Raw genomic sequence first — 14,884 nt, forward strand, 5'->3', positions numbered from 1 at the left:
ATCCACGGGATATAGTCTACATTGGCGTTGATCTAGGCTATTTGATGCCCTTGCCTGTTATCGAGCGTTCATTTGGTGTCGTTAAGATTTCGGGGCTGGCCTGCGCGTCTAACAATAAATCAGAAATCTTGGGTGTGTATGGACGAAAACTACGTTTCAATTCCTGCGGCGGATGGTTGCTCGAGTCTTTTGACACCTTGGGGCAACGAATTTGCCCCAATGATCGAACGTGGCGTGCAATGCGCCCAGGCTTGGCTTGATACGTCCGGCGAGATTCCACTGTGGTGGGAATTGGCGCAAACGCGCAAAACCTTTCCTGTCGGTGATTGCCAGGATGCTTTTGAAGCTGGTTTTTTGTTGAGGATTCAGCAGCGGCTAAGCAGTGTGCCACCCAGCTCAAATCAAAGCTGAAAGAAACGCCGCTCAAGACGCGTTCAAACACATAGTTCGAAGGCTCCCAGAGTTCAGCCAGCGTTTCGGCTGCCGAAGCCCAATACCAGCGCTCTCGCAGAGTTGGTATTAGGTAATCGCCACCAGCGTCTAGTTAACCGCGTCTTTCAGCGATTTACCGGCTTTGAAGCTAGGCGTCTTCGAGGCTGCAATCTTGATGGTGGCGCCCGTTTGAGGGTTACGTCCGTCGCGCGCTGCACGCGCTTTGACCGCAAAGGTGCCAAAACCAACCAAGGTGACGTTTTCACCGCCTTTCAACGCAGTGGATATGATGGTTGTGAGGGCATCCAGTGCGCGTCCCGCGGTGGACTTCGGGAGGTCGGCTGAGCCCGCTATGGCCTCGATTAGATCGTTTTTATTCATGTGTGACTCCTTCCGCTTGGCTGAGTGTCGATGAGTAATCTACGCAGATAGTTCGGGCACATCCACCAAAAAACGGCACTCCAGCCCTGCGCAGACGTAACGCCATATGGGCTCCAAATCTGTCCTTATGTCCCGATTCCACGGGCCTGGTCAATACGCTCAGCTACCTGGAGAGCCGCTTCCAACTCCGAGCAACCGTTCTCCTGCATCAACCTCCAGCGTTCGGCTTTTTTCTCGGGCTCCGTCATGGCAAGAGCGAGGTAAAGGCTGGGTGGCACGGCTCGAAACAGCGTTTCGAGTTTTTTCGACAGCACGACCCCCTCAGTGTATTTCCCAGGCTCCTTACTGGCGGAGAGCAACAAAGCTTTCTGTGCCGGCGTGAGCTTCTTGAAGCGGGCGATTTCCTCATTCTCCACGGGTGGCATGTTTTTCTTATCTGGACTAGTCGTAAGTAGTCATTCAGAGACTAAAATTGAGTTGCATGCGATCTATCAGCGTGAGAGCATAAAACTTAAATTTCCTCAGCTGTAAGAGTGGTTGGCCGCTATAGCCTGGCAGAGGTTTAAGGATTTTTTCGAGTCGAGGGCATGACTAAATGGGCATTTCTCAAGAACTCCTGGAAGAACGCGTTCAACCGGTCTCGAAGAACCGCTACTCAGTGTTGATACCGCTTTGCGCAGCGGGAATCATTATTCCCATCGTTTTCACCGGCCCTGCGATTGCCACGCCGATGATTGCCCGGGACCTAGGCGGTTCGCTGCTGGAATTGGGCGGTGTGGTCAACGCGTACAATGTCGCCTTTGGCAGTTGCGTGATGGCGGGAGGGGCGTTGGCAGATAGATTCGGTCGTAAGCGATGCTTTATTTCGGGGCTGTTATTGTTTTTTCTCACGTCGTTGTTGATCGGCTTTGCGCCGAATATCACGTTCCTCAACGTATTCCGTGGCATTGAAGGCATCGCCGGGGCGCTGACGCTGACTTCCGCCTCTGCGCTTATCGCCCAGGAGTTCGATGATCATCTGCGGCTGAGGGCCTTTAGTTTCCTCGGAACCTCATTCGGTGTCGGTCTGGCATTCGGGCCCATGCTGGTGGGGGTGCTGATTGCTCACTTGGGGTGGCGCGCGCTGTTTTTCGGAATTGCCCTGGCGTCACTGCTGGTATTCGTGTTCAGTTTCCAGAAGGTCAATGAGTCCAGTGATCCCAATGCCAAGCGTATCGACTGGTGGGGCATCGCCTTGTTTACGCTGGCCTTGGGTGCGCTGATCCTGGGGATCGTGTCTGGACCGGAAAAGGGTTGGGGCTATCCCAATGTCGTTGCGTTGCTGGTGGGCAGCGGCGTGTTGCTGCTGCTGTTTGTCATCGTAGAACTCAAGTCCCGCGAGCCCATGCTCGACCTGAGTCTGTTCCGGTTTCCGCGGTTTGTCGGGGTGCAGCTGTTACCCATCTCCACCGGGTTCTGTTTTGTCGCGTTGCTGGTCTACCTGCCGATCTGGTTTATCGGCGTTCAAGGCTACGACGAGACCGAAGTGGGTCTGGCCATCCTGCCGCTGACCGCACCCATGCTGATCGTGCCGTTCCTGGCCGGCTCACTGTCGCGCCATATTGCCCCTGGTTACCTGTGCGGCGCCGGCCTGCTGCTGGCCGCGCTGGGTGAATGCTGGCTGGCGTTTGCCCTGGAACCGGGCGCAAGTATCTGGACCATCGTCCTGCCGATGCTGGTCATCGGCATTGGCAGCGGCTTGCCCTGGGGGCTGATGGACGGCCTGTCCATGAGCGTGGTGCCCAAGGAGCGCGCCGGGATGGCGGCCGGTATTTTCACCACCATGCGGGTCGCCGGCGAAGCGGTTGCCATTGCGATCATCGGTGCGTTGCTGGTGGGGTATACAGCTTCGGGCTTGCAGCGGTTGTCGGGTGAAAATCCATTGTTGGATCCTGCGCGGGTCGGTGACTGGGCGGGCCGCGTTGCCAGCGGCCAACTGAATTCGGTGCTGGGGCAGGCCGCCAGCGCCGACAAGGACGCCCTGGGGCAACTGCTGGCCACGGTTTATCAGCATTCGTTCAGCGCGGTGCTGGTGTTGATTGCGGTGCTGACGGCAGTGTGTGCGGTGCTGTGTGCGCTGACGGTGAAAGTTGACAATGTCGGCGGAGCGCCGGAAAAAAACTGAACACTTGGGTATACCAATCGTTGAGGTGGATAAATGGATTTACAACTGACGGGTAAACGAGCATTGGTCACCGGCAGCAACAGCGGCATCGGCAAGGCGATTGCCCTGGCGTTGGCCGCCGAAGGTGTCGAAGTGGTTGTTCATGGCCGGCGACGGCCTGAAAGTGAGGCGGTGGTGGCCGCCATTCACGCGGCGGGAGGGCGGGCCGCAGTGGCTTGTGGCGACCTGGTCAGTGACGATCAGGCGCGCGAGGTGGTTAATTATGCGCTGGCAGCCTTCGGCGGCATTGATATTCTGGTGGCCAATGCGGGCGCGTTTCCACCCACGCCGGTACTGGAAAGCGAGACTGCCGACTGGCTGAATCTGTACGACCAGAATGTCGGCTCGGTGATCCGCCTGGTGCGGTTGCTGGCGCCCGGCATGATCGACTGCGGTTGGGGGAGGATCATCACCTTGGGCAGTATCGCCGCCACGCGGCCTTTCGCCAATTTTGGCGCCTACGCGGCGACCAAGGCGGCCTGTGTGAGCCTGGCGGTAACCTTCGCCAAGGAGTTTGGTGGTACGGGCATCACCTCTAACTGCATCAGCCCAGGGGATGTGCTGACACCCGCTGCAGAGAACCACTGGCATTCGGTGGCGCAGAAAAATGCCTGGAAAGGCGACTGGCCGGCCATTGAAAGCAAGATCGCCGCGGAGATTTCACCGACCCTGGTCGGACGTTTGGGGCGGCCCCATGAAGTGGCCGACCTGGTGACTTTTGTGTCCAGTCCGAGGGCGGCCTATATCAATGGATCAAACTTGCGCATCGATGGCGGATTCCTGGCCAGTACCGCGTGAGCGGTCACTGCGTGTGCCGTTTCGTCTTCGCGAATCAGTCCAGGAGCACATCATGAGTCAAGCGCGTGAACCCCAGCACCAAGTGCTGTTCAGGCCAATCCCCTTTGGGCGGCATAGCTTGAAAAACCGTATTGTCATGTCACCCATGACCCGTCAGCGTTCGCCGGGAGGTGTACCTGGCGAGCAATCTGCCGCGTATTACCAGCGTCGGGCCGAAGGCGGGGTGGGGTTGATCGTCACCGAGGGCACTTTTATCGGCCACCCAGCTGCCAATGGCTATACCAATGTACCCGATATCTTCGGCCCTCAGGCACTGGAGGGCTGGAAGCGGGTTGTAGGGGCGGTGCATCAGGCGGGCGCGCGCATCGTACCTCAGTTGTGGCACGTCGGCCCGATCCGACGCCCGGGCATGGGCCCGGACCCTCAGGTGCCGGGTTACGGCCCCACGGAAATCAAAGAGGGCGACGACGTCGTGGTCAAGGCGATGACCCTTGACGATATCGAGCAGGTCATTGCGGCCTATGCCCAGGCGGCCAGGGATGCACAGGCCGCCGGGTTTGACGGGGTGGAAATCCACGGTGCCCATCAGTACCTGATCGACAGCTTTATCTGGAGCAGGAGCAACCAGCGCGAGGACGACTACGGGGGCTCGCTGGCCAACCGCACCCGGCTTGCGGCGCGGGTCGTGCGTGCTGTGCGTGAGGCTACTGCGCCGGACTTCCCGATCATGTTCCGGTTTTCCCAATGGAAAATCAGTGATTACGAGGCGCGGATTGTCGACAATGCCGACGAGCTGAAAGTCTTTCTCGACATTCTGGTGGAGGCCGGTGTCGATATTTTCGACGTCAGCACGCGACGTTTCTGGGAGCCGGCCTTCGAGGGTAGCGCCGACAGCCTGGCCGCCTGGACCCGGCGCTTGAGTGGCAAGCCGGTCATGATGGTCGGCAGCGTGGGGCTGGACAAGGCTTACTCCATTGCCCAGCTGCGCGGCAGCGAAAGTCCGGATGCCGGGCAGGCAGACCTGGCCCCGGTGCTGGAACAGTTGCAGTCGGGGGCGGTGGACCTGGTGGCGTTGGGGCGGATGCTGCTGGCGGATCCTCAATGGCCCAACAAAGTGTTCGAAAACCGCTTGCTGGATATCAAGCGTTTTGATCGCGAAGCGATGATGACGGACGTTTGATATCCGATAAAAAGCCCATCCGAGCCTGATCGGATGGGCTTTTTATGGTGTGCGGTAAGGGCTTAAAGGGCAAACTCAAGGTTCGCCGGTTCGGGGTTTTCGATCTTCAGTTTTTCGGCAATTAGAAAGGCCAGTTCCAGTGCCTGGGACGCGTTCAGGCGCGGGTCGCAATGGGTATGGTAGCGATTACTCAAGTCCGCGTCGCAGATGCGCTGGCCACCCCCGGTGCATTCGGTGACGTCGGCGCCGGTCATTTCCAAATGCACACCGCCGGCATGGGTGCCTTCTGCCTGGTGGACATCGAAGAAACGCTCGACTTCAGTAATGACCGATGCGAAACGACGCGTCTTGTACCCGGTGCTGGATTTGATGGTGTTGGCATGCATCGGGTCGACGGACCACACCACATCGCGGCCTTCAGTTTTCACCGCGCGCACCAGTTGCGGCAGGCGTTCTGCAAGCACGTCGGCGCCCATCCGTACGATCACGGTGAGGCGCCCGGCCTCGTTCTCCGGGTTGAGCGCGTCGATCAACTGCAGCAGGTCGTTTTCCTGCAGGGTGGGCCCGCACTTGAGGCCGATAGGGTTCTTCACGCCCTTGAGGAACTCTACGTGGGCATCGTCAACGCCGCGCGTGCGCTCGCCGATCCACAGCATGTGCGCTGAGCAGTCGTACCACTCGTCACTGGCATAGTCGAGTCGGGTGAAGGCCTCTTCGTAGTTGAGCAGCAGGGCATCGTGGCTGGTGAACAGCTCGGTCTCACGCAGTGCCTGCACCGATTCCGGTGAGACGCCGCAGGCATTCATGAACTTGAGGGCTTCCTCGATCCGCCGGCCGATCAACTGATATCGTCGCCCCTCCGGTGCGCTGGCAATAAAGCGCGTGTTCCACTGCTGCACATGACGCATGTCGGAAAAGCCACTGCGGCCCAGGGCGCGTAAGAGGTTCATCGTCGCGCTGGATTGGTGGTAGGCCAGAAGAATCCGCTCGGGATCGGGTCGGCGTGCCTGCTCGTTAAACTCAATGGAATTGATGATGTCGCCGCGATAACTCGGCAGTGTGACGCCGTCGATGGTTTCGTGAGGCGTACTGCGTGGCTTGGCAAATTGCCCGGCGATACGCCCCACCTTGACCACCGGTACGCCTGTGCTGAAGGCCAGCACTGTTGACATTTGCAGAAAGACTCGGAACAGATCCCGGATCCCGCCAGGGTGAAACTCGGCAAAGGATTCGGCGCAATCACCGCCCTGTAACAAAAACGCTTTACCCCGCGCGACTTGGGCGAGGCGCGCCTTCAGTGAGCGAACCTCGGAGGCCAGCACCAGCGGCACGCTGTTGCGCAGCTGCGCTTCGACGGCGGCGAGGCGCTCGGGGTCGGCGTACTCGGGCAATTGCAGGGCATTTTTTTCACGCCAGGATGAGGGTGACCATTCATTGGGCATAGATGCATCTCCGCTTGTTCCATAAGGGGATTGATCGTGTTGATCAGGTCGCTGCTTCGGCGGGTTCGGTGACGTCCTGTTGAACTGGCGCGTGGCTGGTGGTGCGGGTTTCACCGGTCAGTTGGTTGACTACCTGGAAGGCGAGGGCGGTCCAATACTCATGGTGTTGCGGGTCGATCAGTTGCAACTGGCTCTGGGTGAGCGCGGCTATCGCTGGGTCAACCAGGAATTCCTCCAGGTCTGTGATAGAGCCGAATGCGGTGATGGCTACACCGTCGATGTCCTTGCCCACTTCGTGGTAAAGCGGTTGGCCCGCGACGATCGGGCCGATGTTATGCAATTGCACATATCTCCTGACCAGGCGGTGGGCCGCCGGTTGCGCCAGCAGGCGAGGGGCATATTCCTCCAGCCAGCGCTGCTGGAATTGGTCGCGGCTCAACGCCGGGTCACGGCGCACCAGGCTGATCAACAGGATTGATTCCCTGGAGGTGGCGCTGGGTATCACGATGTGCTGGCGGCACAGAATCGGGCACAGTTCGCGGAAGATCACCTGGTCCTCGGGGAGGATCGCCCGGGTGATTTCCTCGTGGCCGAAGGTGACTTGCAAGGCGTCGGTATTGGCGAAGCCGAGGTAGGCGATGCCGTCCCATTCCGAGCGCTGATAGGGCGGCACATGGCCAATCACCGTGTCGAACAGCCGGCCGTCTTCATCGAGGGGTGGCAGATACGGCAGCGGCCGCAGGTTGGAAGGGCCGGCGCTGAGGCGGTGGATCTGGTCGTAGCGCAGCAAGGGATGGTGTCCGTCCGCCTGGGTCGGCAGGGCATGGGTGAAACGCGGGCCGTGAGTCTTGCGCCAGTACTCGGTCCATTTTTCGAAGTTGAGATTGGGTTGCACTTCAAAGGCGTTCGCGGTGTTGGCCGGGTCGCCTAGCACTTCGCCATAGAGGTCGAGCATTTGCAGCGGGCCTTTGCGCCGCTGACTCAACGGCGTGTTGTCGGCGCGCGACAACAGTGTGCAAAGCACCGTCAGCGGTTGACTCTCAGCGGCGGAATCGGACGTGAGTGCGGCGCCTTCCTGGATGATGTCGATCATGGCTTCTCCTGAAATAAGTCATTGCCCTTCCATGGACTCGACGTCCCGGTACGCCTGGGCTTCTGTTCAACATGGGCTCATCTCGAAAAATAAAGTAGCTCACGAATAGATCGCTTGCAATATAGTTTTTCGGGTTTTTCTCGAACGGGATCGGCGTGGCGGTGTAAGAGAGCTGGAAGCTCTGGTTTTTCTGGGTTTAATTGTTTTTATTATCAAGGGATTGATTGCCGGGAGGGCAAGGCGGCGTAGAGGAACAGCGTCTGATGGGTAGTCAAAAACGCTATAAACATAGTTTTTAACACTATAAATCTTCACTTATGGCGTACTTGCGTACTACGCGTAAGGGAGCTAAGTTCCTTGCCAGGACCTGCTTGCGTTCGTGAACGCGACACTTTGCCATCGGAGGCGACGACTCATGCATCAGCCGTCCAGCTTGACCTATTCCACCCCTTTGGATGTTCAGCTCAGCACGGCCCGCACGGTGCCCCTCGTGATTGTCGGTGCCGGTCTGGTGGGGTTGACCCTGGCCCTTGATCTCGCCCGTCGAGGCGTGGCGAGCGTGGTGCTGGAGGCCCGGCAGACATTGACGGAAGGTTCCAGAGCCATTGTGTTTGCCCAGCGCAGCCTGGAAATTCTCGGCCGCCTCGGGTTGCCGGATGAGTTGCGGGAAAAGGGAGTCGACTGGAAACTCGGCCGGGTCTTTCACAAAGATCATGAAGTGTTCAGTTTCGACTTCCAATTGGAGCCTGGCTTTCGCTGCCCCGCCTTCCTCAATATCCAGCAGACCTACATCGAGCAATGGCTGGTGGAGGCGTGTCTGGCCACGGGCCTGGTGGACCTGCAGTGCCTGAGCCGGGTGGTGGGGGTCGAGCACCGGCCCGAGGGGGCGACCGTCAGCGTTGAATGCCCTGACGGCGCCTACCAGCTGCAATGTGACTGGCTTGTCGCGTGCGACGGTGCTCGGTCGGCGGTGCGCAATGCCTTGGACTTGCCCTTTATCGGCAAAGTGTTCGATGACCACTTCCTGATCGTCGATGTGGAAATGAAGCCGGACTTTCCTGCAGAACGGCGTTTCTGGTTTGACCCACCCTTTCATCCCAACCATTCGGTGCTGCTGCACAAGCAACCGGATGATCTGTGGAGAGTCGATTTCCAGCTGGGCCCCGACGCCGACCCTGCCGTAGAGCGCGAGCCCGAGCGAGTCGCCCGACGGCTGCACGCGATGTTCGGTGAGCAGACGCCGTTGCGTATCGACTGGATCAGCGTCTACACCTTCCGCTGCCGGCGGCTGGAGACCTTTGTGCAGGGGCGGGTCGTCTTTGCAGGTGACAGCGCGCATCAGGTCAGCCCATTTGGCGGGCGCGGAGGCAATGGCGGGATTCAGGATGCGGACAACCTGGGCTGGCGCCTGGCGGGTATTCTCCTGCACGGTGCGTCAACCTCGCTGATTCAATCATATGACGAGGAGCGGGTGTTCGCCGCCGACGAAAACATCCTCAATTCCACCCGCAGCGCGGATTTCATCACCCCTCCCAGTCCTGCCGTACACGTGCTGCGCGAAGCGTCATTGGCGCTGGCTCGCAACACGTCCTGGGGGCGGGCGCTGATTAACTCCGGGCGCCTGTCAAAACCCGCACGGCTGGAAGGGGTGGGTCAGTTCGAGCATTTCGCCGACCCTGACGGGGGGCGGATTTCACCCGGTACAGCGGCTCCCGATGCGCCGATCAGCGTGCGCGGCCAGCCCGACTGGCTGCTCAACCACCTGGGGCGCCGGGGGTTTACCGTGCTGGTGTATGAGCCCGGTTCAGGCGCCGTGCCCAAGACGATTGCCTCGGCCTACCCGGTCGACGTCATCGTGCTGAGCTCGCGGGAGCCCGCAGCGACGCTTGACCTGCTGTGGGACCACGCCGGCCTGGCGGTTTCGCGCTACGGGTTACAGCCGGGGGAAGTGGTGGTGATCCGTCCGGACCAGCATGTGCTGACGACCCTGAGCTTTCTCGATCCGCTGGCCATCGAGCGTGCCATTGCCATCGCTTCAGCCACCGAAGTGCTGGCCTATGCACAGGAGCAAGTGTCATGAGCCCGTCAGCCATCCCTTCGAGCACTGGCTTGGCCACGGAATGCCGCTTGAGCAGCCCGGACAGTTATTTCCAACTGCTGACGGACGCCTGCCAGGATTTGGATGCGTCGGCCGGGCACTTGCTTCATGCCCAACTGGTGCTGCTGCTGATGAACCATATTGGCGATGAAACCGTACTGCGAGAGGCGATTCTGATCGCCCGCCAAGGACTGAAAACCCTTTCTGTCACTGCCTCCCATCCAAATCACGTGCACACTCAAGAGGCTCGGACATGACTCTGGATCTGGAATATCGGCTCGACTCTCGTTACTTGCGCGGCATTGAGGAGCCTGCCGGGAAAGTCTTCCTCAGCGGCCAGCAGGCGCTGGTGCGCCTGCTGCTGGCCCAGGCTGCTGCGGATAGGGCGGCGGGTATCAACTCGGCAGGATTTGTCAGCGGTTATCGAGGGTCGCCCCTGGGCGGGCTGGACCAGGAGCTGTGGCGGGTCAGGCCGCTGCTGGAAAAAGCCAATATCCGCTTTCAGCCGGCGATCAACGAAGACCTAGCGGCGACCACGCTGATCGGCACACAGCGGGTGGAAAGCGATGCGGCCCGGTTGCACGACGGCATCTTCGGCCTGTGGTATGGCAAAGGACCGGGTGTTGACCGCTCCGGGGATGCCTTGAAGCATGGCAACGCGTATGGCTCGTCGCCCCATGGCGGGGTGCTGGTGGTCACCGGTGACGACCATGGCTGCGTCTCGTCGTCGATGTCCCACCAGTCGGATCAGGCGTTGATGGCCTGGGGGTTGCCGGTGATCCATCCGGTTGGGCTTGCCGACTATGAATACTGCGGCTTGTGGGGCTGGGCGCTGTCGCGGTGTTGCGGGTTGTGGGTCGGGTTCAAGGCTGTGACCGAAACCGTTGAAGCCTCCAGATCAGTCGATGCGGTGGCAGCGCCACGCTTCGTGGCGCCGGCCGTCGACCCGGGCCCCGATGGGTTGCACTGGCGCTGGCCGGACCTGCCAGGCATGCAGATCGAGCGGCGGTTTTCTCACAAGATCGAGGCGGCGCGGCGGTTTATTCGGGCTAACCCTCTGGACCGAGTGGAAGTGGCGCCGGCCTTTCCTCGGTTGTTGATCGCGGCGGTCGGCAAGGCCTATGGCGACGTGCGCGAAGCCCTGGAGCGAGGCGGAGTGTCGCTGGGCGCGCTGGAAAAGGCTGGCGTCGCTCTGCTCAGCATCCGCGTTGTCTACCCCTTGTCGCCGGTGCTGGAGGCCTGGGCCCGGCGCTGTGAGCGGGTGCTGATTATCGAAGAAAAACAAGGCGTCGTGGAGGACCAACTCAAGCGTGGCCTGTTCAACGCCAAGCCGGAGAACCGGCCCTTGATCATCGGCAAACTCGATGAGCGCGGGCAGCCGCTGTTGTCGGTCGCCGAAGAATTGCGCCCGTCGAGGATCATGCGGGTCCTGTCGACGCGCCTGGCGCCGTTCGGCCTGGCCATCGACGTACCGCGTTACTGGATCGAGGGCCCGGTGTCCCGTGAGTTCCATTGGCTCAAGCGCACGCCTTACCTGTGTTCGGGCTGCCCCCACAACACCTCGACCCAACTGCCGGAAGGCAGTGAGGCCAGGTTAGGCATCGGCTGCCACGCCCTGGCCGCCCGCATGCCCGACCGCGCCACCAGTGGCAGCGTGCAGATGGGCGGCGAGGGCGTGGACTGGCTGGGGCAGATGGCCTTTGTGGCGACTCCGCATATTTTCCAGAACATGGGCGACGGTACTTTTTTCCATTCCGGCTACCTGGCGATTCGGCAAGCCATCGCTGCCAACGCGAATATCACCTACAAGGTGCTGTACAACGATGCGGTGGCGATGACAGGCGGCCAGCCGGTGGACGGTAAACTGAGCGTGCGCCAGGTGGTCGAACTGGTGCTGAGCGAAGGGGTGCGCGAAGTCGTCGTGGTGGCGGATGACCCGAGTCGCTACAAGGCCCGCGACAGCTTGCCGGACGGGGTGAAGGTCTACCATCGCGATACCTTGGATAGCGTCCAGCGGCGCCTGCGGGAATTGCCTGGCGTGAGCGTATTGGTGTTCGATCAGGTGTGTGCCACCGAGGCCCGTCGCCGACGCAAGCGCTTACCGCCGGCCAAGGTGCAGTCGCGTGTGGTAATCAACCAGCAGGTGTGTGAGGGCTGTGGCGATTGCCAGACCAAGTCCAACTGTTTGTCCGTGGTGCCGGTGGAGACCGAATTCGGCCGCAAACGCAGCATTGATACGGACAGCTGCAACCTCGATCAATCCTGCGTAAAGGGTTTTTGCCCCAGCTTTGTCACGGTTACCGGCACCCCGGCCAAGGCGCGCCGCAAACTGTTGCCGGCCGAAGAGGTCCTGGCCCTGGCCGGGGCCTTGGCAACGCCCGAACCTGCAGGTTTTGAGCGGACTTTTGAACTGCTGATCACGGGGGTTGGCGGCACGGGCGTGGTGACCATGGCCGGAACGATTGCCATGGCCGCGCACCTGCAAGGGCTTGAAGTGTCGGTCCTGGACTTTACCGGATTCGCTCAGAAAGGCGGTTCGGTATTCAGCCATATCCGCTTCGCCCATGACCCCCAGCAGTTGCATCAGCATCGGATCGACCGAGCCTGCGCCGACGTGTTGATCGCTTCCGATCTGGCTGTCGCGTCCGAAGATGAAGCCTTGAACGTGCTGCTGCGCGGCCGATCCCGGGTGGTTGCCAGCACCAGTGAAGTCCAGGCGGGTGCCATGTTGCTGGACCCGGCCTTGCGTCTGGAAACTGCGGCTATCGAACAGCGCCTGATCGACATTGTGGGCGCCGAGCGTTACCAGTCCGTGGATGCGCGCAAAGTGGCGGCGGCAGTGGTTGGGCCGATGCAGGCGAATATCCTGCTGCTGGGGGTCGCCTGGCAGCAGGGCGTGGTGCCCCTGACCCTCAGCGCCCTTGACCGGTCGCTGGAAATCTACGGCGGCGACGTCCAGTCCAATCGGCTGGCGTTTGCCTGGGGGCGTCTGCTGGCGGCGGATCCCGCCTTCGTCGAAAGCCAGCTCAAGCCAGCCTCGGCTGCCCAGCCGCCGCAGGCGCTCACCCTGGAGCAGGTTGTGCAACAGCGCAGTGCGTTGCTGGTGGACTACCAGGACCAACGTTACGCCGCACGCTACCGCGCCTTGGTCGAGCAGGTGGTCAAAGCCACCGAGGGGCTCGGGGACGTTACGCTGGCCCATGCGGTGGCCCACAACCTGTTCAAGCTGATGGCTTTCAAGGATGAGTACGAAGTGGCACGGCTGCACAGTTCGCCGGCGTTTCTGAGCAGCCTGGGCGAATCCTTCGTCGGGCGGCCCAAGGTGACCTTTCATCTCGCCCCGCCGTTTTTGGATGGCTTGGTCAAGCGTACGGGCGAACCACGCAAAATCAAGGTGTCCGGCTGGATCATTCCGGTCTTCCGCGCGCTGGCCGGGCTGCGCTTTTTGCGACATACGGTTCTGGACCCGTTCGGCCTGCTCAAGGAGCGTCGTGAAGAACAACGCCTGCTGGAGGAGTACCAGAGTACGTTGATCGCATTGCTGCCGAAGTTGACTGCCGACACGTTGCCGATGCTGGTGAGCTGGGCACGTTTGCCTGAAGCCATTCGCGGGTACGGGCACGTCAAGGCCCGCTCGATCGGCATTGCGGAGCAACGGCAGGTCGAGTTGCTGGCGCAGATCGATGGCAGGCAGGTGGAGCGCAGTGCGGTCAAGCGCATCGCGGTCGTGGAGGTAGAAAAAGTCTCCTGAAGACCAGCGCTTCAAGGCCCAAACGACAACAGGCACATCCTTGATGTGCCTGTTGTCGTTTGGGGCGATTTAAAGCGGCGCGTGCAGGGCCTTGGCCAGTACCTGATAGGCGGGGTTTATGGCGTCGCGGTCGAAGATCCAGTCGACGATGGTTGCCGATTGCGCTTTGGCATGGGCCGCGTCCGAATAGGCCAGGCACTTGTTGAATTTCGCCTGCAGTTCTTCCTGACTCATGGGGTTTCGTGGGTTGCCCTTGGCGTAGCTGACCTCGCCTTGCAGGAGCGTTCCGTCGGTCAGCTCGATGCGGATCTTGATCTTGCCGTGGGTGCCCAGTTCGGCAATTTCGCAGGCCGGGTCCTGGCGGGGGAAAATCTTGCGACTCAACGCGATGATCGAGGGTCGCAGGATCGCCTGCTCGTTGAAGTCATCAATGAACAGATCGCCGTTGGTGAGTGCCGTGGCGATGTTGTATGCCAGGCTGAAGCGCGCCTCGACCACCGTGGTGGGGGCCTGCTTGCGTTCGACCGGGGCACTCACCAGGTCGTGGATCTGCTGGTTGGTCTGGACGTCGATGCGCACCACCTCGGCAGCGCTCAGACGGCGCCCCTGCACCAGTTCCAGGGCCAAGGCGACCGCTGAAGTATTCGGGCGGCAGGTGGGGTAGGGCTTGAAGGCAATACCGTCGGTGTTGCTGAAGAGGCTGCCCAGGTCGGCGTCGATGGTCTCCACTTGGGAGCCGGGTTCGAAGGCGTTGTAGTAGCCCCAGCGGCCGGTCAGAAATTGGCTCGCCCCGGTAAAGCCATTGGCGGCAAGTACCACGGCGCGCACCGCATTGGCTGCCACCAGACCCTGCTGATAGAACACCGTCGAAGCGCCGTCGATCATACATTGGGTTTCGCCCAAGGCGCTGGTGTAGGCGATGCCAAGTGCATGCTGCAGTTGTGTGCCGCGCAGCCCATAGAGTTTGCCGGCAGCGGCCGTGGCGGCGATCACCTTGCACAGGTCGTAGCGGCCACTCTCCAACAGCGTTTCCTTCCGTGCCCGCGACAGGCGAATGGACAGATCCTGGCCGATGACAAAGGCGGTGATGAAGGCCTGCCGGTCGATGGGCTTATCTACAAGGTCGGCGATCGCCAACAAGGGCGGAAGGATGGCCACGCTGGGGTGGGTGCCCAAAGGGTCGGCTACATCATCGAAGTCGAGCACCCGCGCGGCGGCACCGTTGAGCATCGCCGCCGCCGGTGCGGGCAATGCCTGCTGGCGGCCGAGTACACGGCTTTGGGGTTGGCCGCCCCATTGCTCGACGATGCCGGCCAGCACCTTGACCCCCTCGTCACGGGCGCCGGCCAGGGATACGCCGAGGGCATCGAGCAAGGAGCGGCTGGCGATTTCCAGGGCTGCGGGGTCGATGGCGCTAAAGGTCAGGTCGTCACAGTATTGGGTGATGCGGGCTTCCAGTGTCATTTCAACTCCATTGAATATGAGAAACGTGACCGATTGCCGCCC

Annotated in this window: 11 protein-coding genes and 1 pseudogene; 7 read left to right on the forward strand and 5 right to left on the reverse strand. The window is 60.9% G+C overall.

What is annotated here, in order from left to right:
• The first annotated feature begins 138 nt into the window (after positions 1–138).
• A complete protein-coding gene (locus AC19YS_RS15120; protein ID WP_070413180.1) occupies positions 139–411 on the forward strand; it encodes a LasR-specific antiactivator QslA in 273 nt (90 codons plus the stop codon).
• Positions 412–540: 129 nt separating this feature from the next.
• On the opposite strand, the gene AC19YS_RS15125 is transcribed toward AC19YS_RS15120, so the two are convergent.
• Both AC19YS_RS15125 and AC19YS_RS15130 read right to left on the reverse strand, forming a co-directional pair.
• Entirely contained in the window at positions 541–852 is a 312-nt protein-coding gene (locus AC19YS_RS15125) for an HU family DNA-binding protein (protein WP_331712685.1), read from the reverse strand.
• 86 nt (positions 853–938) lie between these two features.
• Positions 939–1,241 (reverse strand): annotated as a pseudogene (locus AC19YS_RS15130) (conjugative transfer ATPase); the annotation flags it as partial.
• 167 nt (positions 1,242–1,408) lie between these two features.
• Here AC19YS_RS15130 and AC19YS_RS15135 point away from each other — a divergent pair.
• From AC19YS_RS15135 to AC19YS_RS15145, 3 genes are read left to right on the forward strand one after another with little or no spacing between them, the layout of a single operon-like run.
• Positions 1,409–2,977 carry an MFS transporter gene (locus tag AC19YS_RS15135; RefSeq protein WP_070413177.1) on the forward strand — a complete coding sequence of 523 codons (1,569 nt, stop codon included), beginning with the start codon at positions 1,409–1,411 and terminating at the stop codon, positions 2,975–2,977.
• A 33-nt stretch (positions 2,978–3,010) separates the two neighbouring features.
• The gene (locus AC19YS_RS15140; protein ID WP_070413176.1) at positions 3,011–3,814 is read left to right on the forward strand and encodes an SDR family NAD(P)-dependent oxidoreductase; all 804 of its coding nucleotides are present in this window, start codon (positions 3,011–3,013) and stop codon (positions 3,812–3,814) included.
• Positions 3,815–3,866: 52 nt separating this feature from the next.
• Positions 3,867–4,994, forward strand: coding sequence for an NADH:flavin oxidoreductase (locus tag AC19YS_RS15145; protein ID WP_070413175.1), 1,128 nt, complete (start codon positions 3,867–3,869; stop codon positions 4,992–4,994).
• 62 nt (positions 4,995–5,056) lie between these two features.
• Here AC19YS_RS15145 and AC19YS_RS15150 read toward each other — a convergent pair whose 3' ends face one another.
• Both AC19YS_RS15150 and AC19YS_RS15155 read right to left on the reverse strand, forming a co-directional pair.
• The gene (locus tag AC19YS_RS15150; RefSeq protein WP_500602172.1) at positions 5,057–6,436 is read right to left on the reverse strand and encodes a class II 3-deoxy-7-phosphoheptulonate synthase; all 1,380 of its coding nucleotides are present in this window, start codon (positions 6,434–6,436) and stop codon (positions 5,057–5,059) included.
• 43 nt (positions 6,437–6,479) lie between these two features.
• On the reverse strand, positions 6,480–7,529 hold the full coding sequence (locus AC19YS_RS15155; protein WP_070413173.1) for an EthD domain-containing protein: 1,050 nt from the start codon (positions 7,527–7,529) through the stop codon (positions 6,480–6,482).
• 415 nt (positions 7,530–7,944) lie between these two features.
• Here AC19YS_RS15155 and AC19YS_RS15160 point away from each other — a divergent pair, with 415 nt between their 5' ends.
• The 3 genes from AC19YS_RS15160 to AC19YS_RS15170 are packed head-to-tail and all read left to right on the forward strand — an operon-like array spanning position 7,945 to position 13,378.
• Positions 7,945–9,609 (forward strand): FAD-dependent monooxygenase, encoded by a 1,665-nt coding sequence (locus AC19YS_RS15160; protein WP_070413172.1) that lies wholly within the window; start codon positions 7,945–7,947, stop codon positions 9,607–9,609.
• Positions 9,606–9,884, forward strand: coding sequence for a DUF2783 domain-containing protein (locus AC19YS_RS15165; RefSeq protein WP_070413171.1), 279 nt, complete (start codon positions 9,606–9,608; stop codon positions 9,882–9,884). Before AC19YS_RS15160 ends, AC19YS_RS15165 begins: the two co-directional genes overlap by 4 nt.
• Entirely contained in the window at positions 9,881–13,378 is a 3,498-nt protein-coding gene (locus tag AC19YS_RS15170) for an indolepyruvate ferredoxin oxidoreductase family protein (protein ID WP_070413170.1), read from the forward strand. The genes AC19YS_RS15165 and AC19YS_RS15170 overlap by 4 nt, the downstream gene beginning before the upstream one ends.
• A gap of 69 nt (positions 13,379–13,447) precedes the next feature.
• Here AC19YS_RS15170 and AC19YS_RS15175 read toward each other — a convergent pair whose 3' ends face one another.
• Positions 13,448–14,842 carry an MmgE/PrpD family protein gene (locus AC19YS_RS15175; protein WP_070413169.1) on the reverse strand — a complete coding sequence of 465 codons (1,395 nt, stop codon included), beginning with the start codon at positions 14,840–14,842 and terminating at the stop codon, positions 13,448–13,450.
• Positions 14,843–14,884 lie beyond the last annotated feature (42 nt).

The organism is Pseudomonas sp. MF08831, from assembly GCF_059862645.1.